Source organism: Mesorhizobium sp. WSM4884 (assembly GCF_029625675.1).
In the GTDB taxonomy this organism is placed as follows: Bacteria; Pseudomonadota; Alphaproteobacteria; order Rhizobiales; family Rhizobiaceae; genus Mesorhizobium.
Genome location: NZ_JARTVO010000029.1, coordinates 1 through 22371, shown reverse-complemented (window position 1 = coordinate 22371; position 22371 = coordinate 1). Strand labels below are relative to the sequence as shown.

Annotated in this window: 15 protein-coding genes and 3 pseudogenes; 17 read left to right on the top strand and 1 reads right to left on the bottom strand. The window is 61.2% G+C overall.

Annotation, left to right across the window (positions count from 1 at the left end; translation table 11 throughout):
- Positions 1–444: 444 nt before the first annotated feature.
- The 17 genes and pseudogenes from P9236_RS28475 to P9236_RS28395 form a co-directional block, all read left to right on the top strand.
- A pseudogene (locus tag P9236_RS28475) lies at positions 445–1338 on the top strand (hypothetical protein); the annotation flags it as partial.
- 88 nt (positions 1339–1426) lie between these two features.
- Positions 1427–2471: pseudogene (gene fni / locus P9236_RS28470) on the top strand (type 2 isopentenyl-diphosphate Delta-isomerase).
- Between the two features lie 86 nt (positions 2472–2557).
- Positions 2558–2789 (top strand): annotated as a pseudogene (locus P9236_RS28465) (IS5/IS1182 family transposase); the annotation flags it as partial.
- 667 nt (positions 2790–3456) lie between these two features.
- Positions 3457–5763, top strand: coding sequence for a S9 family peptidase (locus P9236_RS28460; protein ID WP_063169235.1), 2307 nt, complete (start codon positions 3457–3459; stop codon positions 5761–5763).
- An 833-nt stretch (positions 5764–6596) separates the two neighbouring features.
- On the top strand, positions 6597–10061 hold the full coding sequence (locus tag P9236_RS28455) for a Ulp1 family isopeptidase (RefSeq protein WP_063169234.1): 3465 nt from the start codon (positions 6597–6599) through the stop codon (positions 10059–10061).
- Positions 10062–10280: 219 nt separating this feature from the next.
- Positions 10281–12305, top strand: coding sequence for a conjugal transfer protein TraG (locus tag P9236_RS28450; protein WP_063169233.1), 2025 nt, complete (start codon positions 10281–10283; stop codon positions 12303–12305).
- Positions 12306–12421: 116 nt separating this feature from the next.
- The gene (locus tag P9236_RS28445; RefSeq protein WP_063170364.1) at positions 12422–12835 is read left to right on the top strand and encodes a CopG family transcriptional regulator; all 414 of its coding nucleotides are present in this window, start codon (positions 12422–12424) and stop codon (positions 12833–12835) included.
- On the top strand, positions 12832–13800 hold the full coding sequence (gene trbB, locus P9236_RS28440) for a P-type conjugative transfer ATPase TrbB (RefSeq protein ID WP_024502850.1): 969 nt from the start codon (positions 12832–12834) through the stop codon (positions 13798–13800). The genes P9236_RS28445 and trbB overlap by 4 nt, the downstream gene beginning before the upstream one ends.
- Positions 13801–13812: 12 nt before the next feature.
- Positions 13813–14121: a TrbC/VirB2 family protein gene (locus P9236_RS28435; RefSeq protein WP_024502851.1), complete on the top strand. Its 309-nt coding sequence runs from the start codon at positions 13813–13815 to the stop codon at positions 14119–14121.
- Complete coding sequence (locus tag P9236_RS28430; protein WP_024502852.1) at positions 14121–14393, top strand: VirB3 family type IV secretion system protein; 273 nt, start codon at positions 14121–14123, stop codon at positions 14391–14393. The genes P9236_RS28435 and P9236_RS28430 overlap by 1 nt, the downstream gene beginning before the upstream one ends.
- Positions 14387–16837, top strand: a complete 2451-nt coding sequence (gene trbE / locus P9236_RS28425) for a conjugal transfer protein TrbE (RefSeq protein ID WP_063169232.1) — start codon at positions 14387–14389, stop codon at positions 16835–16837. Before P9236_RS28430 ends, trbE begins: the two co-directional genes overlap by 7 nt.
- Positions 16834–17559: a P-type conjugative transfer protein TrbJ gene (trbJ, locus tag P9236_RS28420; protein WP_024502854.1), complete on the top strand. Its 726-nt coding sequence runs from the start codon at positions 16834–16836 to the stop codon at positions 17557–17559. The genes trbE and trbJ overlap by 4 nt, the downstream gene beginning before the upstream one ends.
- Before the next feature lie 33 nt (positions 17560–17592).
- The gene (trbL, locus tag P9236_RS28415) at positions 17593–18915 is read left to right on the top strand and encodes a P-type conjugative transfer protein TrbL (protein ID WP_063169231.1); all 1323 of its coding nucleotides are present in this window, start codon (positions 17593–17595) and stop codon (positions 18913–18915) included.
- Positions 18916–19647: a conjugal transfer protein TrbF gene (gene trbF / locus P9236_RS28410; RefSeq protein ID WP_063169230.1), complete on the top strand. Its 732-nt coding sequence runs from the start codon at positions 18916–18918 to the stop codon at positions 19645–19647.
- 1 nt (position 19648) lies between these two features.
- The gene (trbG, locus tag P9236_RS28405) at positions 19649–20674 is read left to right on the top strand and encodes a P-type conjugative transfer protein TrbG (protein ID WP_164548809.1); all 1026 of its coding nucleotides are present in this window, start codon (positions 19649–19651) and stop codon (positions 20672–20674) included.
- Complete coding sequence (locus P9236_RS28400; protein WP_063169228.1) at positions 20671–21885, top strand: TrbI/VirB10 family protein; 1215 nt, start codon at positions 20671–20673, stop codon at positions 21883–21885. The genes trbG and P9236_RS28400 overlap by 4 nt, the downstream gene beginning before the upstream one ends.
- Before the next feature lie 12 nt (positions 21886–21897).
- Positions 21898–22140, top strand: a complete 243-nt coding sequence (locus P9236_RS28395; protein WP_024502859.1) for a DUF2274 domain-containing protein — start codon at positions 21898–21900, stop codon at positions 22138–22140.
- A gap of 29 nt (positions 22141–22169) precedes the next feature.
- Here P9236_RS28395 and P9236_RS28390 read toward each other — a convergent pair.
- A partial coding sequence (locus tag P9236_RS28390; protein ID WP_206520515.1) for a hypothetical protein occupies positions 22170–22371 on the bottom strand: 202 nt, incomplete at its 5' end.

The window sequence follows — 22371 nt, the reverse complement described above, 5'->3', positions numbered from 1 at the left end:
ATCTGTCGGAACGGGTCCGCTGCGAGACCATGCCTCATCATCGCGCATGCGCAGCAGCCGGCGGTCGATGCTCGTAAGGCGTTCTGCTCATTTCGTGGCGAAGGCGCTGCTCGACTCGCGGACATATGCGGGCACCGAGGCGGAGGCTGACCAGTCGGCGCCGCGTTCGCGGATGTCGCTTGCAATGTGCTCGCGTGCGTTTGCCGCCGGCGACCTTGCCGTCCTCGCCTGCTATGGCGAGCCGGCGCAAGCGGATTGCTCGATACTGCCGGCGAGGCTGCGGGCCGGTCCTAACGGCCGTTCACAAGAGCTTGCATCAGCAACTGGCAATCGGATCGATAACTTCGCGATCGCCGTTATGGCGCGGAGATGCGGTCTCGCCGGGTTGTGGCTGGCGCTTCGTTGTGGGCGGCGCGTCGTAGCCGAGGGAGCAGGGGCGGCGCCATGATCCAGACCGAACGCGCGCTGCAGCAGGTGCTTGAGTGGGGGCGTGCCCTGACCGGTTTCGCGGATGAGCATGCTGAGGAAGCGGTAAGGGGCGGCCAGTATATCCTGCAACGCATTCACCCGAGCCTGCGCGACACCAGCGCCCGCACCGGCCGCGATCCGCAGGACGAAACGCTGATCGTGGCGTTCTATCGCGAACTGGCGCTGCTGTTCTGGCTAGACGATTGCAACGACGTTGGCCTGATCGCGCCGGAGCAGCTCGCCGCCCTGGAGCAGGCGCTGGGGCACGGCGTACCGTGCGTGCTCTCCGGATTCGAGGGCTGCGCTCAGCTGCGCGCTTCGCTGGCTGCGCTCGCTTACGATCGTCACGACTATGCTCGGCTTCTCGACTATACCCGGTGCTACTGCGCGGCGCTGCGCGCCGGACACGCGCAGGCGGCAGGGGCGCGACGCTGGTCTTACGCCGAGTACCTGCACAACGGCATCGATTCGATCGCTTACGGGACCGTGTTCTGTTGCCTGTCGCTGCTGTGGGGGCTGGACATGGCGACCTTGCGCGCGCGTCCAGCGTTTCGCCAGGTCCTGCGGCTCATCTCAGTGATAGGGCGCCTGCAGAACGATCTGCATGGACGCGACAAGGACAGGTCGGCCGGCGATAACGCGGCGATCCTGCTTCTGCAGCGCTATCCGGCTATGCCTGTGGTTGAGTTCCTCAACGACGAGTTGGCCGGCCATACGCGCATGCTGCACCGGGTGATGGCGGAAGAATGCTTTCCCGCGCCGTGGGGACCGTTGATCGAGGCGATGGCGGCGATCCGCGCGCAGTACTACCAGACTTCGACCAGCCGCTATCGCAGCGACGCTGCAGGGGGAGGCCAGCGTGCGTCGGCCTGGACGCGCCGGAGGCGGCGGCTTGGGCGCGCTGCCGTCGGTTCGATCCGACGCAACGCCGTCGCCCGCTGCTACGGATGGAGCGAGCATGAGCGACACCGCCCTGAGCCGGGGAAGGACGAACATCTGGACATCGTGCTGGATCGGCGAACGGCGCCGGCCACGGTGGCCGCTGGCTGGGAGTACATCCATCTCGAACACTGCGCACTGCCCGAGTTGGACCTGACGCAGATCGACCTGCGCGCCTCGCTGCTGGGCAAGGCTATGCGCGCGCCGCTGCTGATCAGCTCTATGGCCGGCGGCATGCCACGGGCCGAGGCCATCAACCGGCATTTGAGCGAGGCAGCGCAAGCCTTGGGGATCGCCATGTGCGGTTCGCAGCGTGTGAGCCTGCAATCCCGCAACTCCCAGGGGCTAACGCGCGCGCTGCGCCGCCTGGCGCCAGACATTCCCTTGCTGGCCAATATCGGCGCCGCGCAACTGCGGGAGGCCGACGGCCTGGACCTGGCGCGTCGCGCGGTGGACGCGCTGGAGGCCGATGGGCTCATCGTCCATCTCAATCCGCTGCAGGAAGCGGTACAGCCGGAGGGCGACCGCGAACTGGCGCGGCGTCCTGGCGCTGATCGCTGGCGCCGCGCGCATCGTGGGCGTGCCGATGGTGGCCAAGGAAGTGGGGGCGGGCCTGTCCGCCTCGGTGCCTGTGCGCTCGTCGAGGCGGGCGTGGCGGTAATCGATGTCGCCGGCGCCGGCGGCACCAGTTGGGCCGCAGTGGAGGGCGAGCGCGCCCGCAATGCCGCCGACCGTGCAGTGGCGATGTCATTCGCCGATTGGGGGATTCCACCCTGACCAGCGTGCAGGCGGTGCGTCGGGCGCTGCCAACGGTGAAGCTGATCGCGTCGGGCGGGATCCGCGATGGCGTCGACGTGGCCAAGGCCATCCGCCTGGGCGCGGACATCGCCGGGCAGGCGGCCAGCGTGCTGGGCGCGGCGACAGTGTCCACCGGGGCCGTTGTCGCGCATTTCGAGATCGTCATCCGCCAGTTGGCCGTCGCCTGCTTCTGCACGGGCTCGGCTGATCTGGCGGCGTTGCGTCAGGCGCGCTTGTTGCCCTCGTCGCATTTGTCCGCCGGTTGATGTCGGCGTCGTCCGCACGCTAACAGCAGGCTGCTGAAATACCTACGCCAAAGACAGACTATTGATCCCCCTGGCGAGACGGCTCGATTGACGGGAGCGATGTGTTCATGGAGCAGCTGTTCACGATGAAGCGGTTGGAAGATTTCGTTCCAGCCGGTCATCCTGGTGCCCGCACCGGCTGATGATCAATGGAGCGCTGGTGCGGCTAGACGGCATCCTTTCCGGCATGTACGCCTGCAGTGCCAAAGGCGGTCGCCCCAGCGTTGCGCCGGAGAAATTGCTGCGGGCCGTGTGTTGCAGGTGTTCTACAGCGTCCGTCGGAATTGATGCAGCAGGTGCTGCTGTGGCAAGGCCAAGACCCGGGAATGCCGTCAGCTTTGATCAGGCGCTTCGGGCCGTCGGAAACGCGCGAAGAGTCCGGCTTTCGAAAAAGGCCGAACGCCTCAGATAAAGCCAGAACTCCTTGGGTCACCATCAAACCAATTTGACGCCCCGGGACAATTTCGTCCGGCATTGTCCGGTGTGCGACGATGTTGGGGATGCGACATAGGCGGATTGCCGTGTATTTAAACCGCTTTTCCTTTGGCACGCATATTGCGCCCTATCGGTAAACCTCGTCATGGGCCGGCGGCAATCGCTCGGAGATTGTCGAAATAGCACAATGATTTCTGCCGGGGTGACATCCGGCCCGACTAGAGCAGGACCTTTCAGATGATGCAGAAAAGCAAGCGGCCATACTCGCGGGGAAATAGTCGCGTCAGGGCTGCATGGACGCTCTTTCCTGGTTGTTTCGGCGGCGGACGCCAACTCTTCAATCGGCACCCGAACCAGTGCCTGGATGTCCAAGGAGCGCCCCTGTTGCGCGTGCCTGGCTGCACCCGCGTGCTGGCTCTCCTCCAAGGCGACGCTTCGGCGCTGCTGCAGACCGGCGACGAGAACCCAACTTCAAAATTAGCATTCCGAAAACCGAAAGAAGTGAACAGGTATGTCCAGGATCGGCGCTTTGACGCGCGCCGCATGGCGATCGGCAACTCAGACGCTGGCCAAGGGTTCGAAAAGTTTACACCCGACGCTAGCGCCGGCCGATTTCAAGCGCGCACTTACGATCAACGATCGATATGGCGGGCTCACTGTCAATGTCCCCAAAATGCCTTTCTGGCTGACCGGGGGTGAAGCCTTCGTCTACCGCCGGACTAGCCACGGCGAGCAGCAGTTCATGCAGGTCGATGCTGCCACGGGTTTCAAGCGGCCCGCTTTCGATCAGGCGCGTCTGGCGGCAGCGCTAAACAAGGTGAGCCATGAGAGCTATCAAGCCGGCAATCTTCCGTTCGACCGTTTCGAACTGAGTGAGGATGGTCGCAGGCTCGACTTCCAGATTGAAGACACCCGGTGGAGCTGCGACCTTGCAAGCTATGACTGTACCAGCACCACATTCGATGCAAGGAAAGGGGACCGTAGGGAGCTCAGCCACCGCTACACGCCGCCAGCGGAGAACAACCCCGACAAGAGCAACGCGTCGCCCGACGGCAAATGGATCGCCTATATCAAGAACTGCAACGTTTTCCTGCGCAGCGAGGACGGATTGCAGGATGTTCCTCTGAGCCGGGACGGAGCCGAAGGCAATTGCTACGTCTTTTCGACGCTGAGCTGGTCGCCGGACTCGCGCCACCTCGCCGCTTACCTTGTTCGCCCCGGCTATAGGCGAGAGGTCCGCTACCTCAATTCTTCGACGGACCAGTTGGAGCGGGAATATTCAACAAAATTCTATCCCAGGCCGGGCGATGTCCTTCCGCTGCCCCAGCCAGTCCTGTTCGACATTGCCGGCCGGCGCCAGATCGTGATTGACGGTGCCCTCTTCTCGAACGTCTTCGAACTTTCCCCTCTCCGGTGGTGGGCGGACAGCCGCGGCTTCACTTTCGAATATAACCAGCGCGGGCATCAGCTTTATCGCCTGGTCGAGGTAGACGCCGCCTCGGGCCGCGGGCGCTCCCTGATCGATGAGACCAGCGAGACATTCGTTGATTATTTGCCGCTGGGGCATGGCCAGGAGGATGCCGGAAAAATCTTCCGTTACGATGTCGATGACGGGAAGGAGATCATCTGGGCATCAGAGCGCGACGGGTATGAGCATTTGTATCTTTTCAACGGCCGGACAGGCGCGCTCGAAAACCAGATCACGCGAGGTGAGTGGGTCGTCCGGAGGGTCAACCATGTCGATCCGGTCAAGCGTCAGATCTGGTTCGAGGCGAGCGGGATGAACTCGCAGGAGGACCCCTATTGGGTCCATGCTTACCGCATCGGCTTTGACGGCAAGGGACTGACTGCACTGACGCCCGAACCGGCCAACCACCATATCGAGTTCTCGCCTGACAGGCGCTATTATGTCGATCTCTGGTCACGCATCGATCTGCCCCCGCGCATGGCACTCTACCGCGCCAGCGACAATGCCAAGCTCCAGCAGATCGAGACGGCCGACATTTCTGAGCTCGTCGCCGCAGGCTGGCAGCCGCCGCTCAGTTTCCATTCCAAGGGGCGCGACGGCAAAACTGACATCTGGGGCGTGCTCCACCTGCCAGCCAACTTCGACCCGACGAAGAAATACCCGGTTGTGGAGAATATCTATGCTGGACCCCACGGCTCCTTCGTCCCAAAATCCTTCTCGCGGTGGACAGAGCCGCTCACGCAGCTGGGCTTCGTCGTTGCTCAGATCGACGGCATGGGCACCAACAACCGCTCCCGCGCCTTCCATGATGTTGCTTGGAAGAATCTGAAGGACGCAGGATTTCCCGATCGCATTCTGTGGCACAAGGCGGCGGCCGCGCAATATCCATGGTACGACATATCCAACGTCGGCATTTTTGGCGCATCCGCCGGCGGCCAGAGTGCAGTCAGCGCGCTGCTCTTTCACCCCGATTTCTACAAGGTCGCCGTCGCCAAAAACGGCTGCTTCGACAACAGGATAGACAAGACCTGGTGGAACGAACTTTGGATGGGGTGGCCGGTCGGCATTGAATATTCGCAATCCTCCGCCGTTGACAATGCTCACAGGCTGCAGGGCAAGCTGATGATCGCGGTCGGCGAAATGGATGATAATGTCGATCCGTTTTGCTCGTTCCAGCTTGCCGATCGACTCATCAAGGCAGGAAAAGATTTTGACATGGTCTACGTTCCTGGTGCCAATCACCATACTCTAGGCACCTACACCGAGCGCAAACTCCTAGACTTCTTCGTTCGCAACATTCTCGGTCAGACCCCGCCCGACTGGAACACCAAACCGATCGAGCTGGAATAGCTTGTGGCTCTTGCAATTGTTAGCTCGCCTTATCAGCTGTAATCAGGGCGAGGCGCGAGCAAATCTGCACCGAAGGACGATCGTGGAGTCTAGGACTTGCGCTGCGTATTGAGGATCGGCTCGCCGCGACGTTGGTCTGAGCAAACTGCTTGATAGGCACGCCTGCAGACCGCGTGTGTGCGATTGCAAGATCCCCTATCAGCCTGGTGTGAAGCGTTCAGGGGAAAAGCCGCACCCAACGCCGCTTCCGCTCGCCGTAACGCTACGGCGGTGCGGCCCACCGATCCGCTCGACGAGCATTGGAACACATAGGTCCCCGAACGGACGATTGCCTTGGCAATAGAAGACCCTCGTCGGTCATCGCCGCTGTGGGTGGCAGCCCGTCGGTCTGGAGCTGCCACGATTCTCATCCTCGCGTCACATATGAGCTGAAGCTTTCCGGATCGGGTATCCAATCGGCATCCAGTTGCTCGGCGATATGGTTGAATTCTGCCCTCAGGACAAGAGTGAGTAGAGCAGCCCCGCTACGAAAATCCCATCCTGGTTCGTTTGACGCATCGACTATTCAGATTGATTGGCGTGATACCCGGCGCGGCCGCAACACGCGAGGCCGTCAACCGCTGAGCAGAAAACCAGCCTTCGCCTTCCGCGGCGGCGGACCTCGTCAGCCTCTCGAAAGCTTGCCTGAGTAGGTTGCTCATGTGATCTGTGGAAGTGAGGATAGCGTGCACCCGTACAAACTAGACATTCATCGTGGCAGCTTGGCTGCAGGTGCAGCACGCCGTACCGCACGAGCAAGCGGACAGGCCGGCCAAGCCGGTTTTGAGCAGCACTTGGGCGAACTGCAGGCGGCGGACGAGTTGATGGGTGCGCTAGGCGAGGAGGTCCTCGTCAATGGCTCGCATGGTAAAGGTGAGTTGAGACCAACGAAGAGGCAGAGGATCCAAAGCAATCTGCAGCATGCTGTCACTGAGCGGCAACCAGGTGAGGTTGGCAACTCAGGCGCTCGCGTGATGATGCAACTCCCCACCGATCAGGTGGGTACATCGGAACGGGAGGCGCAACTTGTGATGCAGGGGGACGAGCACGAATACACCCCAGCACCGCATCTCGACGGGTCGATGCCCTCGACAGTGCAGCCGGATCGTCCAATTGTGGTCCCCGACGGTGCCGACAAGCGTCCTGTTTATTCCAACGATGCCACCGCCATCGAAGGGCTGAAGTCAGCACTCCTTGCGGGTAAAGCCAGGCCGGACACGGTCACTCGCAGCACAAATTCTCTTTTCGGCTTTAGTCGTTGGCTCTTTCAAAACAACAAGCCAGGGCTTGCTGCTCGGCTTTACCATCCGTCGCTGAGCCAGGATCTCGAGGAGTACGAGAGTAGGGGTGGTTCCTCCACCGTGGCTGGCGCACTGCGTCAATTGATGAAGTCGATGGGCGGAGCCGGCCCGATTGTGGGTCGCGCTGTCCTGAACCCCCATCCTGACGACGCCGCGCTCACCAGACATTTCAGATCCGCGAGCGGCTACGCAACTGCTCTTAACCATTTCAGTCATTACCTACGTCAAAATGACAAGCTCGGAATTGCGGGTCGCATTTACGATAAATCGCTGGATAAAGATGTTGAGAGCTACAAGGCCGCCTCCTCTAATGGTGGAGCTCCGATCGAATCTGCGCTGGTTTATCTCCGCAAGAACCCGCCGCGCGTTATACTCGGGAATCATCTGGAAAACGCGGTCAGCATGGAGGCTCGTCCCCGTGGCGACGCTGCTCAGCATACCGCACCACAGCAGGGATTCGATTGGCCAGAGGAGCTCCTGCCGGTAGGTTATAAGGAGGGCACCGATCTACCATTGTCTCTCGCCCCAACCGCGCACCAACACCAAGCGCCCGACTTTGGAGAGGCCGTCCCTCACTTGAACTGGCGCCACGGCGACCAGGGCGCCCCGGAGGAGCTGGTAGCTGCACGGGACAGGAGCAGCCCGCTGCCAAGCGAGGCGGTGCCACATAAATCTGGACGGGGACTCGCTACGCAGCCCAGATTGTGGGCGGAGAAATCCGCCTCGCCAGAGCTCTTTCGACGGCGGGCGGAGCAGGCTCTGCCGGCGTCCGCCAGAGGTGTGGAGACATCCTCCGCGGTTGATGAAGCCGCGCAGGCCGCTCGCCAAGCTTTGGCTTGGTTGCAGCAGGAGATGGAGGGGATCGAACCGATGCAGGATCCTCATGAGGTGGCTACACCGGAATGTGAGGCGCAGCTCGTCAGGCAGAGGGATGAGCACGAATCCACCCCAGCACCGCATCCCGGAGGTGGTGGGTCGATGCCCTCGACAGTGCAGCCGGATCGTCCAATTGTAGTCCCCGACGGTGCCGACAAGCGTCCTGTCTATTCCAACGATGCGACCGCTATCGAAGGGCTGAGGGCAGCATTCCACGCGGGTAAGGCCAAAGCGAACACGGTCACTTACAATGTAAATTCTCTTTTCGGCTTTAGTCGGTGGCTCCTTCAAAACAACAAGCCAGGGTTTGCTGCTCGGCTTTACCATTCGTCGCTGGATCAGGATCTCAAGGAGTACGAGAGTACGGGTGGTTCCTCCACCGTGGCTGGCGCACTGCGTTACCTCAAGAAGTCGACAGGCGGAGCCCCGATTATGGCTCGCCCTGTCGTGATCCCCTATCCTGACGATGCCGAGCTCATTAGAAATTACAGAGCCGCTTCGACCAAGGAGTACCTGGCAGCGCCTGCGACCGGACGGAATCCAGATACCGTGGGCGGCTATACAAATTTTCTTAGACATTTTAGTCAGTACCTGCGTCAAAATAACAAGCTTGGGATTGCGGCTCGGATTCACGACAAATCGCTGGATAAAGATGTTGAGAGCTTCAAGGCTGTCTCCTATGGTAATAGGCTAAGTATCAGTTCTGCATTGGCTCACCTCCGGGATATCCTGCCGCGCATTGTGCTCGGGCGCGAAACTGTCCTTTCTGCTCATCCGGCAGACGCAGTCACCAGGCGCGTTGGGGCCGCTGCTGAAGCTGGGCCAGCGGCACCGGCAAGAGCTCCCCAACCCGCCTCGCCAGCAACCGCTAGGCTGCCAGGCACCTACCGCGGCCTTCCACTGGTTGATGTGACCACACTGACTACCAGTTCCTCTGGGGCTCAGATCGGGGCGCTCGATCCGACAGCCCCGTCCAACGTTGCAACGGGGCGGGTGCTCGGCGCCGCCGAATGGCTGAGCGACGCCCATATCCAGAGAGATTACAATTTGCTGGAGGGGCAACTGCAGGGGATCAATCCGGCGCTCGCTGCCCGGACTCGGCTGGTGGATCCTTCCGTATCCCATCTACTGCGACACACGTCGCCGCAAGACGCTCGAGGCATATTGCAGTCCATCTATAATCAAAACAACGCCACAGCCGACTTCCTGTTCTTGCCAGTGAATAATGGCACGGCTACTAGCCCCGGCACCCATTGGTCGCTGCTGCTCGTTGATCGCCGCGACCCGGAAAGGCGGTTCGCCTATCACTACGACTCCCTCCAGCGAGAGGGATATAACGACGTGCCTGCAAAACAGCTCGCAGGACTGCTGAATGCCACCTTGGCGCCAGCCCCCATGGCCAGACAGACGAACCATTATGATTGCGGCGTATTTGTCCTGGAGGGCACGTGGGCGCTGGTTGAACGATTGGTGAAAGGGCAGCGGCCAGACCACGAGCCGCTGCCCCTCGACAACCTCGTTGCCGATCGGCAGGCGCTGCAAGACCGGCTAAGGAGGCGCTTGCCGCACGAGGAAGAGCCGCGGCAGCTGCTGGAGGATGAACCCGCCTCCCCACCGATGATGGCATTCGAGCCAGGGGAACTGCGGCAACTGTTGGAAGACGAGCCTGCCTCCCCACCAATGATGGCGTTCGAGCCAGGGGAACTGCGGCAACTGTTGGAGGACGAACCTGCCTCCCCACCAATGATGGCGTTCGAGCCAGGGGAACTGCGGCAACTGTTGGAGGACGAGCCTGCCTCCCCACCAATGATGGCGTTCGAGCCAGGGGAACTGCGGCAGCTGTTGGAGGATGAACCCGCTTCCCCACCGATGATGGCGTTCGAGCCAGGGGAACTGCGGCAACTGTTGGAGGATGAACCCGCTTCCCCACCGATGATGGCGTTCGAGCCAGGGGAACTGCGGCAACTGTTGGAAGACGAGCCTGCCTCCACTTGGGCACAAATCAATTCGACCCCACATGCGCGAGCGGACGGTGTTCATCAGCCAGCCCAGGCGCCGTGGCTCCCTGAACGCAGAAGATAACTTTGCGGAGGAGCGGTCACGCAACTGTCGGCGGCGCCGGGCCTCAGGGTGAATGGAAAGGATGGAGTGGCGGATGGTGTCGCGTGAAGGCGCAACACGCGTGCTGACCGACCTGCATACGTAGGAAGTCGTTCATTGCTCCCAAATCGTATGTGAGGAACATTCCTGTCCCGGCTGCGCCGCGCGATGCTAGGTCGCGTTGTTCAGCGGGCCAAGCCGATGACACCTACGAAGCTACTGATCGGGCAGATCGCCGTTGTGTGCGCAATTGTCATTATCGGCGTATGGACGGCAACCCAATGGTGCGCTCAAATGCTGACCTACCAGACGCCTCTCGGCGCACCATGGTTTCTCTTCGCCGGCTGGCCAATCTACAAGCCGTGGAAGCTGTTTGAATGGTGGTTCCACTTCGATGCTTATGCGCCGGAGGTCTTCGACAAAGCCGGTACGCTTGCAGGCGCCAGCGGATTCCTGGGTTGTGCCGCCGCAATCGCTGGCTCGCTTTTGCGCGCGCGACAGCGCGGGTCGGTTACGACCTATGGGTCTTCACGGTGGGCCACGACTCATGAGGTCGAGACGGCAGGGTTGTTACGGCCGGCGGGCGTTTTCCTCGGTAGGCTGAACGATCGCTATCTGCGCCATGACGGCCCGGAGCACGTCATGGCATTTGCGCCGACGCGTTCGGGCAAGGGCGTGGGGCTGGTTGTTCCAACGCTACTTTCCTGGACCGGGTCTGCCATCATTCATGATATAAAAGGCGAAAATTGGCAGTTGACCTCCGGCTGGCGGTCGAAATTCTCGTACTGCCTTCTGTTCAATCCGACCGACCCGAGATCGGCACGCTACAACCCGCTGCTGGAGGTGCGCAAAGGCCCAGATGAGATCCGGGACGTTCAAAACATCGCCGACATCCTCGTCGATCCCGAGGGCGCGCTGGAGCGACGGAACCACTGGGAGAAGACCAGCCATTCACTCCTAGTTGGCGCCATTTTGCACGTGCTCTACGCTGAAGAGGACAAGACGCTGGCCCGCGTCGCCACCTTCCTGTCGGACCCGCAACGCTCGTTTGCCGCAACGCTACGGCGGATGATGACGACAAACCATCTCGGGACGGGGCATAACCCTCAGGTCCATCCCGTAGTGGCCTCGGCGGCTCGCGAACTCCTGAACAAGTCGGAAAACGAGCGCTCAGGCGTCCTCTCGACCGCCATGTCCTTTCTCGGGCTTTATCGTGATCCAACGGTCGCGGCGGCCACTTCGTCCTGCGACTGGCGCATCGCTGACCTAGTGGATGGAGAGCGACCGCTGTCGCTCTATCTGGTCGTGCCGCCTTCGGATATCTCGCGCACCAAGCCTTTTGTGCGACTGATCTTGAACCAGATCGGCAGGCGGTTGACGGAGCGTCTGGAGGGGGACCCGAAGAAGAGCCGTAAGCATCAGCTGCTCATGATGCTGGACGAGTTTCCGGCGCTCGGTCGCCTCGACTTCTTCGAAACGGCGCTCGCCTTCATGGCAGGTTATGGCATTCGCTCCTATCTGATCGCACAATCTTTGAACCAGGTTTCAAAGGCCTATGGCGAGAACAATGCTATTCTCGACAATTGCCACGTGCGAATTGCCTTTTCCTCCAATGACGAACGCACGGCCAAGCGCATCTCGGATGCCCTCGGCACCGCAACCGAACTTAGGTCGATGCGCAACTATGCGGGCCATCGGCTTGCGCCCTGGCTTTCACATGTCATGGTGAGCCGCCAGGAAACCGCGCGCCCGCTCCTGACGCCAGGCGAGGTGATGCAATTGCCGCCGTCAGACGAATTGGTCCTGGTTTCTGGGTTGCCGCCGATCCGCGCCAAGAAGCTGCGCTATTATCAGGATCAGAATTTCACAGATCGGGTGCTGCCTGCGCCGGTGCTGCACGACGGACCCTATGCGGACTGCCCTGCATCACGCCCGGACGGCTGGACTGGACAAGTGTGCAGCGTCGATAGCCGACTTGCTGCGGACGAGGAAAGCGCCGACGCGCCAGTTGAAGACGAGGGAGGCGTTCAGCAGCAACGCCATCCAAGCCTGCCCGAAGAAGACGTTGTTGTCTCTCAAGAGCCCGATCAGGCCGATCTGTACAAGCCCGCAGACGATGACAGCGAAGCGCTCGCGGACAAGCGTGTCATGGATCGGATTTCCACTGCGGCCCGCGTCTACGGTATCAACGAGGGCAGGGGCGACGATGTCATTCCCGGCTTCTGAAGTCCGCTGAGTTGCAGAGCGCACCTCAGCGTAGATAACGGCCATAAGCAATTTTGAGCGTCTGGCCGATGCTTCTCCCGTCGCCGGCGCAACGCCGGGCCGTCGGAACGATCCGCATGAAGCCGCACCGCATTCGCCATCAGTTTCTGCTTGAGCCGGAGCTCAGCGAGAAACTGGACAACCTCAGTCGCGATCCGTCAACGACCAAATCAGCGATCGTGGGGAAGGCGATCGAGGCGTTCATCGAGCGGCGTGGCGAGAGCGAGTTCGATCGGCGCTACGGCGTAAGGCTTGACCGGCTCTCCCGCGATCTTGCCCACGTCAGGCGCGATTCCGAGGTGATCCTGGAGAGCCTGGCGCTCTTCATCCGCTTTTCGATCACCCTTCACGCCCACACGCCGGTCCCGGATCGGGCAACGCAGGCTATTGCCCAAGAGCGTTTCGAGAAATTCGTTGAGAAGGTCGGCCGCCAGATCGCTTCCGGCAAAAAGTCGCTTAGCAAAGACAATGGTGGGGGAGGGGAAGGATGAGCTCTCATCCCGAGGCCGACCACCGGCGGCGTGTCATGCTGCGCACCGCCATGGGTCCGGCAATCACCGAAGCCCTGGCCGATCCGTCCGTCATCGAGGTGATGGTCAATCCCGACGGCGCGCTGCGACTCGACCGGTTAGGCGAAGGTCGGGTCGATACCGACGTTCACATGCACCCGTCCGAGGCAGAACGTATCATCCGCCTGGTTGCTTCGCACGTGCGCGCCGAGGCGCACGCCGACAACCCGATCGTCAGTGCCGAATTGCCGTCTGGCGAACGCTTCGAAGGCCTGCTGCCACCTGTGGTGTTGGCGCCATGTTTTGCCATCCGCAAGCCCGCCGCGAAAGTCTACACCCTGGCCGACTATGTTGCCGAACGCATCATGCTGCCGCTGCAGGCCGATGCGCTGAAAAAGGCCGTCCGCGAGCGGCGCAACATGCTGATCGCCGGCGGCACTTCCTCGGGGAAGACAACACTCGCCAACGCTCTGCTGGCTGAAGTCGCCGAATGCGACGATCGGGTGATCCTGATCGAGGACACACGCGAACTGCAGTGCGCGGCCAGGGACTGCGTTGCCCTGAGAACAAGGCGGGGCTCGGTCACCCTTGCCGATCTCGTGCGCTCGACGCTGAGGCTCAGGCCGGACCGCATCATCGTGGGCGAGGTGAGGGGCGCGGAAGCGCTCGACATGCTGAAGGCATGGAACACCGGGCACCCAGGCGGCATCGCTACCGTACACGCCAATTCCGCGCGCTCGGCTCTCTATCGCATTGAGCAACTCGCCCAGGAAGCGGTGGTCACCGTTCCCCGCCGGCTCATCGCTGAGGCGATAGATCTGATCGTCTTCATAGCGGGACGCGGCTCGTCGCGCCACATCGACGCAATCGCCGAGGTCACCGGTCTCGACGGCAGCGGCGATTACGCCGTTGCCCCGCTCACGCTTTCGCAACTCCAGCAGCTTTGAAAGGCCTTCCTCATGCGCAAGAAGCTTCGCTTTCTTTCGTCCACAGCGCTCGCGTTTCTTATCACGGCCCCGGTTTATGCCGCCGGCTCCGGCATGCCGTGGGAGCAGCCGCTGCAGCAGATCCTGGAGTCCGTGCAGGGACCGGTCGCCAAGATCGTTGCGGTGATCATCATTATCACCACCGGCCTGACGCTTGCCTTCGGCGACACCGCCGGTGGTTTTCGGCGCCTGATTCAGATCGTCTTCGGTCTGTCGATCGCCTTCGCGGCATCGAGCTTCTTCCTCTCCTTCTTCTCCTTCGGTGGTGGGGCGCTCGTCTGATGGCCGCCGGGGAGCAGCATATCGAGGGCTTCGCAGTACCGGTCCACCGGGCGCTGACCGAGCCGATCCTGCTCGGCGGGGCTCCGCGCGCGGTGGCGATCCTCAACGGTACAGTGGCCGCGGCCATTGGCTTCGGCTTGCAGCAATGGATTGCTGGTCTGGTGCTTTGGATCGCAGGCCACTCGTTAGCGGTGTTTGCCGCAAGACGCGATCCGGACTTCGCCAGCGTGCTTGTGCGCCACCTACGTCTGAAGGGGTGGCTTGCATGCTGAACCTTTCGGAATATCGAAGCAAAGCCGACCGGCTTGCCGACCATCTACCCTGGGCTGCCTTGGTGGCGCCCGGCATCGTGCTCAACAAGGACGGCAGCTTTCAGCGGACGTTGCGGTTCCGCGGCCCGGATCTCGAAAGTGCGACGGAGGCTGAACTCGTCGGCATTTGCGCCCGGGCGAACAATGCTCTCAGACGCCTTGGCTCTGGCTGGGCATTGTTCTTTGAGGCCGAGCGCACAGAAGCGCTGGGCTATCCGAACTCGCATTTTCCTGACGCCGCGTCGTGGCTGGTCGACGAAGAACGCCGCGCTGCTTTCGAGGGGAAGGTAGCGCACTACGAGAGCCGCTATCATCTGACCTTGGTGTTTATGCCACCGCCGGACGCCCAGGCGCGCGCAGAAAGCACGCTCGTCGACTCTCATTATTCCCGAGGAGAAAGAGACTGGCGCCAGGATCTGGCGAGGTTCCGTGACGAGACCAACCGCGTGCTCGATCTCTTCTCGGGTTTCATGTCCGAAGTACGCGTCCTCGATGATGCTCAGACGTTGACCTACCTCCACGGCACGATTTCGCCTCGTCGCCATCCTATCATGGCCCCGGAAACGCCGATATATCTGGATGCAATCCTGGTCGATGCGCCGCTTACCGGTGGCCTGGAGCCGATGCTGGGTGAGCAGCATCTTCGCACACTGACCATCCTCGGCTTTCCGAACCTCACCCGGCCCGGAATCCTCGATACCCTCAATCATCAGGATTTCGCCTATCGCTGGATGACGCGCTTCATTCCGCTCGAGAAAACGGAAGCCACGAAGACGCTGACGCGATTGCGCCGGCAGTGGTTTGCCAAGCGCAAATCGATCGTGGCAATCCTACGCGAGGTCATTACCAACGAGCCGGTCCCGCTTGTCGATAGCGATGCCGACAACAAGGCGCTCGATGCCGACGAAGCCCTTCAGGCATTGGGCGGTGATCATGTGAGTTTCGGCTATCTCACCACCACCGTGACGGTGTGGGGCGAGGATCGCCAAGCCGCTGCAGAGAAGCTTCGCGCGGTCGAGCGCATCATCAATGGGCTCGGCTTCACCACGATCCGAGAAGGCGTCAATGCGGTCGAGGCTTGGCTCGGCTCATTGCCTGGCCATGTCTACGCTAACGTTCGCCAACCGCTCGTTCATACATTGAACCTTGCCCATCTCATGCCGCTGTCGTCGGTTTGGGCCGGTCCTGCGACAAACGAGCATCTCGCGAAAGTCACCCAAACCGAAGCGCCACCGCTTTTCGTTGCCGAGACCAGTGGGTCGACACCGTTTCGGCTTTCCACCCACGTCGAAGATGTCGGCCACATGCTGGTTGTTGGTCCGACCGGCGCCGGCAAGTCGGTTCTGCTTGCTCTGATTGCTCTGCAGTTCAGGCGCTACGCCGGCGCCCAGGTTTATGTCTTCGACAAAGGCAATTCGGCCCGTGCTGCAACACTTGCCATGGGTGGAGAACACCACGCGCTAGGAGCGGACGGTTCCCTTGCCTTTCAGCCACTGCGCAGCATCAACGACCAGGCTAGCCGAAGCTGGGCGGCCGAATGGATCGCCAGCCTTGTTGCCCACGAGAACGTCACCGTCACGCCGGAGGTGAAGGAGGCTATTTGGTCAGCGCTGGCCAGCCTTGCCACCGCGCCGGCGCAGGAACGCACACTGACCGGTCTTTCGGTCCTGCTTCAATCCAATGCGCTGAAGACCGCATTGATGCCCTACACGCTCGACGGTCCCTTCGGCCGCCTGCTCGATGCCGATCATGATGGGCTGGCCTTGTCGGATGTGCAGTGTTTCGAGACCGAGGAGTTAATGCACAGCCAAAGCGCTTTGCTGCCGGTGCTTACCTATCTGTTCCAGCGACTTGAGGAACGGTTCGACGGACGGCCCACGCTGATCATGCTCGACGAGGCGTGGGTCTATCTCGACAATCCGCTGTTCGCCGCCCGCATCCGCGAATGGCTGAAGGTGCTGCGAAAGAAGAACGTGTCGGTTGTCTTCGCTACGCAGTCGCTGGCTGATATCGCGGGCTCTGGCATAGCGCCGGCAATCATCGAAAGCTGCCCGCAGCGCATTTTCCTTCCCAATGATCGTGCCGTGGAACCCCAGGCGCGCACAGCCTACGAGCGCTTCGGTTTAAGCGAGCGGCAGATCGAATTGATCGCCCGCGCCACGCCGAAGCGTCAGTATTATCTGCAATCGCGCCGCGGCAACCGTCTGTTCGAGCTCGAGCTTGGCCCCATCGCTCTTGCGCTTTGCGGTGCTTCCGATCCGGCCACGCAGACTCTGATCGACAGGATCATGTCCGAAGACGGGCAAGGCAGCTTTGCCTCGCAGTTCCTGATCGCGCGCGGCCTCGATTGGGCCGGCGAACTTCTCAAGCAATTCCCTCAACCAGACAAGGAGCAATTCTCATGATGCGGCGACGCCTTCTCTCCGGCCTGATCACCGTTTCCCTGATCGCCAAGCCTATGGCCGACTATGTGCAGCCCGCCTACGCCCTTATCGTGTTCGATCCGTCCAATTATGCGCAGAACGTGCTGACGGCCGCGCGCGCATTGGAGCAGATCAACAACCAGATCCAGTCGCTGCAGAATCAGGCGACCATGCTGCAGAACATGGCGCGCAATCTTCAGCGTCTGGATTTCTCTTCCGTTGGCCAACTCACCGGTTCGCTCCATCGCATCGACGGCTTGATGGACCAGGCGAGTGGCCTCAGCTTTGATCTGGGCAAGCTTCAAGACCAGTGGCGCAGCCAATATCCGGAAAGCTACGACGCCACGATCAAAGTCAGCGATGTGGCGAGTGCTGCGCGGGAGCGTTGGCAAACCGCCATGCAGGCGTTCCGCCAGACCATGGGTGTCCAGTCGCAAATCGTCGAGAACGTCCGCGCCGACGGCGATCTGCTCGCCGATCTCGTCAACCGCAGCCAAGGGGCGGCCGGTGCGCTTCAGGCAAGCCAGGCCACCAACCAGCTGATGGCGCTTTCGACAAAACAGCAGATGCAGATCCAGACGCTGCTCGCAACGCAGTTTCGAGCTGAGGCCGAGGATGCCGCCCGCAAGGCCCAGTCAGACGAAGCCGCCCGCGAGATGACGAAGCGATTCTTGGGTACCGGCTCGGCTTATCCCGGCAATTAATCACGAGTTCATCACGACGAGAAAGGCAGCGGCATGAACGACCTTGGCGTCATCGATCGCTTCATGGAGACCTTCATCCGCTACATCGACAGCGGGTTCGGTCTGCTATCGGGCGACCTCGCCTTCCTCACTACCATTCTGATCGGCATTGACATCACACTTGCCGGCCTGGCGTGGGCGCTCGGCGACGAAACCAGCGTTCTCGGCCGGCTTGTCCGCAAGGTGCTCTATGTTGGCGTCTTCGCCTTCATTCTGAACAATTTCAAGAACCTCGCCGATATCGTTTATCGTTCTTTTGCCGGTCTCGGGATTAAGGCGTCGGCCGGCAATCTGTCGGCAGACAATCTCTTGCGCCCGGGCCGCATTGCCGCGACCGGTTTCGAAGGTGCTTGGCCAATGCTTGACCAAGCCAGTCAGCTCCTGGGCTTCCCGGAAATCTTCGGCAACGCACTGACCATCTTCGTGCTGCTGATGGCCTGGTTCCTGGTCATCATCGCCTTCTTCATCCTTTCCATCCAGCTTTTCATCACCATCCTTGAGTTCAAGCTCACCACGCTGGCAGGTTTTGTTTTGGTTCCATTCGCACTTTGGAACCGTTCAGCGTTCCTGGCCGAACGCGTGCTCGGCCATGTTATCTCGTCAGGCATCAAGGTGATGGTGCTCGCCGTCATTGTCGGTATCGGCTCCACGCTCTTCGGGGAGTTCGCTTCCGCATTGCAAGGCAAGGAGCCGGATCTTGCCGGTGCCATGTCCCAGGTACTGGGCGCACTGGCATTGCTTGGCCTTGGCATTTTTGGGCCGGGGATCGCGTCGGGTCTTGTCTCAGGCGCACCGCAGCTTGGGGCGGGCGCCGCCCTCGGCACGACCGCGGCGGCAGCGGGTGTATCACTCGTTGCTGGAGGCACAGCATTTGCTGGCGCGCGTATGGCAACCAGCGGCGGTGTCGCCGCCATCCGAGCCGGCACAACAATGGGATCGGCTGCTTCCACGTCATGGCAGATCGGGCGCGCAACCTCGCCCGACGCTGGCCTCTCCGGTGTGGCTGCTGGAATGCATGGTGTAACCAGTGCAGCTGGCGGCGCCGCTATACGCATAGCGCGATCCGCCACTGCAAGTGTTGGGCGCAACGCCGATGCCGGGCGCGATGCCGCGTGGACCGCGACCGGCGGCACGCCGACAGCGCCAATGACCGAACGCTCTGCCGGTTCGGCCACTGTTTCGGCGCCGACGTGGGCAAGGCGCCTACGTTCTGAACAGACCGCCCGTGCAAATCGCCACGCTGCCATGCAAGCTGTCCGAGACGGAGACCGGCCGGGAGGCAGCGCCACCCCCTCTCTCAACGACAAGGATGACTAGATGCTCTTCAAGCGACCCGTGCACCGTTACGGCAAAACACCCGAACCGGTCACGCCGTATCAAAAAGCCGCCCAGCTGTGGGACGAGCGCATCGGCTCATCTCGACTGCAGGCCAGGAACTGGCGGATCATGGCCCTTGGCTGCCTGGCCTTGGCGACCGGGCTTTCCGGCGGACTCGTATGGCAGTCGATGCAAAGCCGTGTCGTGCCTTATGTCGTCGAGGTCGATGGCTTCGGCGAGACGCGCGCCGTCGCGCCGGCGATCCGGAATTATGAGCCCTCGGATGCTCAGATCGCCTGGCATCTCGGCCGCTTCATCCAGAATGTCCGTTCCGTTTCCACCGATCCGGTTTTGGTACGGCAGAACTGGTTGGCAGCGTACGACTTTGCTAGCGATCGCGCAGCGCTCTTCCTCAACGAATACGCCAAGGCGAACGACCCCTTCGGTCAGATCGGAACGCGCAGTGTTTCGGTACAGGTCACCAGCGTGGTCAGAGCCTCCGAAAGTTCATTCCAGGTCAAATGGACCGAGCAGGTGTTTGAGCGCGGAAGCCTTGCCAGCACGATGCGCTGGACTGCGATCCTCACGATCGTGATTCGCTCGCCAAGCAATACGGATCAGCTGCGCAAGAATCCGCTCGGCGTCTTCATCAATGCCATTGACTGGTCACGCGAGCTCGACAGCGCCGTCCCAACCCCCCTTTCTCCGACGGAGTCCACCAATGAAAGGTAAAATGTCACCGATTCGTGCCGTGCTGATCCTATCGGTGTCGGCAGCGGTCGTTTCCGCTTGTGCATCGAAGAAGGTGCCGCCGCCTGAGATTTCCTATGACGCTGCCGACTTCAAACCGGCCGCGATCGAAAAGGCGCCGGAGAGGCCGATTAGAATTGTCGAGGTGCCAAAACCACTGCCGCTGCCTGGCCAAATGCAGCCCGAGCCCGGCAAGGCCGAGGACAAGCGCCCCCCTGAAGAACGCGTCGCTGATGCCAACAAAGCCGCGACCCAGCAACCCACCAAGTACGGGTATGTTAATGCCGTGCAAGTCTACCCCTTCACCGATGGCGCGCTTTATCAACTCTATGCCGCGCCGGAGCGCGTGACCGACATCGCTCTGCAGCCGGGCGAGAAACTAACCGCCGTGTCGGCTGGCGACACCGTGCGCTGGGTCATTGGCGATACCGCAAGCGGCACCGGTGACAATCAGCGCACCCATGTTCTGGTAAAACCCTTCGCGCCGGGTCTTGCCACCAATGTCGTCATTACGACGGACCGGCGGACCTATCATTTGCAGCTTCAAAGCACCGAGAAGACCGCAATGGCGGCAATCTCCTGGACCTACAGCCAAGACCAGATCATCGCGCTTCGCCAGCGCAATGCTCAAGCCGAGGCAGTTACACCGGTCGCGTCGAATATCGCGCTCGAAAACCTTCGCTTTCGCTACTCAATCAGTGGCGACACACCGCCCTGGAGACCGACGCGAGCCTTCGACGACGGCAGCAAGGTCTATATTGAGTTCCCTCGTCGCATAGATCAGGGCGAGGCGCCACCACTCTTCATCGTCGGCGCAGATGGGAGCAGCGAGCTCGTCAACTATCGCGTGCGCGGCAACTATTACATCGTCGATCGGCTCTTCGCCGCGGCCGAACTTCGCCTCGGCACCAAGCGGCAGCAGGTGATCCGCATCAGCAGGATTGACGGCAGGCAACCGCAACGGCGGATCTCGCTCTTTCGCGGCAGCCGGCGAGGTGAGGACTCATGATCGAAAATTCCCGCTCTGGCATCCCGCCGAAACTGGATCCCGAGGAACTGCAGCTTCGGGCCTCTCCCCGCCGCGTGGTGCGGTTCAGGCGCGGTGTGATCATCGCGATCGCAGCGCTCGGATCCGGCGCTGTCTTCGGCGTTACCATGATCGCCCTCCAGGGGCCGGCCCTTCGCATCAGGGATCAGGCGGAAGATCTCTACAACACTGAGCGCAAACCAACCGCCGAGGGGCTCGATACGCTTCCCCATGACTATTCCGGCATGAAGCCGAAGCCTCCCGTCCTTGGGCTACCTTTGCCGGGCGACCTCGGCCGCCCCATCCTCGAGCGGCAGCGCCAGCTCGGCATCGTGCCGGGCCAAGACATCTCGGCCGAGGAGCAGCGTCTAGCGCAGCAGGCGATCGAAGCGCGTGAATCGCGGGTGCTTTTCCGCGTCGAAAATCGAGCTCAAAAGACAGATGTCGGAGAGAGCGTGCAAACTGCTCAGCATCCATTTGAGGCGCTTCCCCAATCCGAAGCAGGACGCGCGTCAGCCTCGGTGGCGGCGGCGGAAGGCGACCAGAACAATCAGCAGCGAAAGCTTGATTTTCTCAGCCAGCGGAGCACTGGCGGGATCTACAATCCGCATGCGCTGCAGACGCCGATCTCGCCATATCAACTGATGGCTGGCAGCGTGATTGCCGCCAGCCTGATCACCGGCATCAATTCCGATTTGCCGGGCCTTGTCGTCGCGCAAGTCACCGAAAATGTGCACGACACGGTCACGGGCAACATATTGCTGATTCCGCAGGGCTCACGTCTTATCGGCGTCTACGACAGCGTCGTCGCGTTCGGGCAAAAGCGAGCGCTGCTGGTCTGGCAGCGCATTCTGCTGCCCGACGGCTCGTCGGCCGAAATCGACAATCTGCCCGCGAGCGACACCGCCGGCTACGCAGGGCTGGAAGACGAAGTCGATTTCCACACTTGGCAGATGATCAAGGGAGTGGCGCTTGCCACATTGCTCGGTGTCGGCACAGAATTCAGCCTCGGCGAAAACGAGAGCGATCTGGTCAAGGCGATCCGGGAATCAGCCCAGCAGAACGCCAGTCGAGCCGGCCAGCGCATCACCGAAAAAAACCTCAATATCCAGCCCACCATCGTCGTCCGCCCAGGTTGGCCACTGCGCGTCATCGTGCACAAGGACATCGTGCTGCGGCCATACGCCAGTTGAGCAGGAGTTATCATGGCTGACCTGAAACTTGGAAAACTTCCGGACCGAACAGCTTCGAAGATCACCATTACCGTCAGCGCGGAGCTGAGCCAAACACTCAAGGAGTATGCTGCACTTTACCGTCAGACCTATGGTCAGTCTGAAACCGTGGCAGAACTCATCCCTTTCATGCTGGCGGCGTTTCTGGAAGGCGACCGAGCCTTTGCCAAGGCCAGAAAGGAACGTCTGCCGACGGAGCTTGCCGGAAAATCGTGACTCCTCCGCTAGGGCAGCTGGAACATTGCCTAGCTGTCGCGACCTACCTGCTCCTCGCGAAGCATAGGATCAAACACCTTGGAATGCAGGTATGCGCAAGAGATGATGTGGAAGGAGATACCGCGCAACAGCCTAAGTTTGCATTTTCGATTTGGTCGGCCGTGAACTATCCGCAAGCCATTGATCTGGCCTGTTGATTGAGGCGGATAGCGGCTTTGGAATTGCAGGATT

Excerpts from the sequence above, each read along its gene's own strand:
- P9236_RS28395 (WP_024502859.1), top strand. The coding sequence starts at position 21,898 with ATGGCTGACCTGAAACTTGGAAAACTTCCGGACCGAACAGCTTCGAAG.
- trbB (WP_024502850.1), top strand. The coding sequence starts at position 12,832 with ATGAGCTCTCATCCCGAGGCCGACCACCGGCGGCGTGTCATGCTGCGC.
- trbF (WP_063169230.1), top strand. The coding sequence starts at position 18,916 with ATGCTCTTCAAGCGACCCGTGCACCGTTACGGCAAAACACCCGAACCG.
- trbL (WP_063169231.1), top strand. The coding sequence starts at position 17,593 with ATGAACGACCTTGGCGTCATCGATCGCTTCATGGAGACCTTCATCCGC.
- P9236_RS28435 (WP_024502851.1), top strand. The coding sequence starts at position 13,813 with ATGCGCAAGAAGCTTCGCTTTCTTTCGTCCACAGCGCTCGCGTTTCTT.
- trbG (WP_164548809.1), top strand. The coding sequence starts at position 19,649 with ATGTCACCGATTCGTGCCGTGCTGATCCTATCGGTGTCGGCAGCGGTC.
- P9236_RS28445 (WP_063170364.1), top strand. The coding sequence starts at position 12,422 with ATGAAGCCGCACCGCATTCGCCATCAGTTTCTGCTTGAGCCGGAGCTC.
- trbJ (WP_024502854.1), top strand. The coding sequence starts at position 16,834 with ATGATGCGGCGACGCCTTCTCTCCGGCCTGATCACCGTTTCCCTGATC.
- P9236_RS28460 (WP_063169235.1), top strand. The coding sequence starts at position 3,457 with ATGTCCAGGATCGGCGCTTTGACGCGCGCCGCATGGCGATCGGCAACT.
- P9236_RS28430 (WP_024502852.1), top strand. The coding sequence starts at position 14,121 with ATGGCCGCCGGGGAGCAGCATATCGAGGGCTTCGCAGTACCGGTCCAC.
- P9236_RS28400 (WP_063169228.1), top strand. The coding sequence starts at position 20,671 with ATGATCGAAAATTCCCGCTCTGGCATCCCGCCGAAACTGGATCCCGAG.
- P9236_RS28450 (WP_063169233.1), top strand. The coding sequence starts at position 10,281 with ATGACACCTACGAAGCTACTGATCGGGCAGATCGCCGTTGTGTGCGCA.
- trbE (WP_063169232.1), top strand. The coding sequence starts at position 14,387 with ATGCTGAACCTTTCGGAATATCGAAGCAAAGCCGACCGGCTTGCCGAC.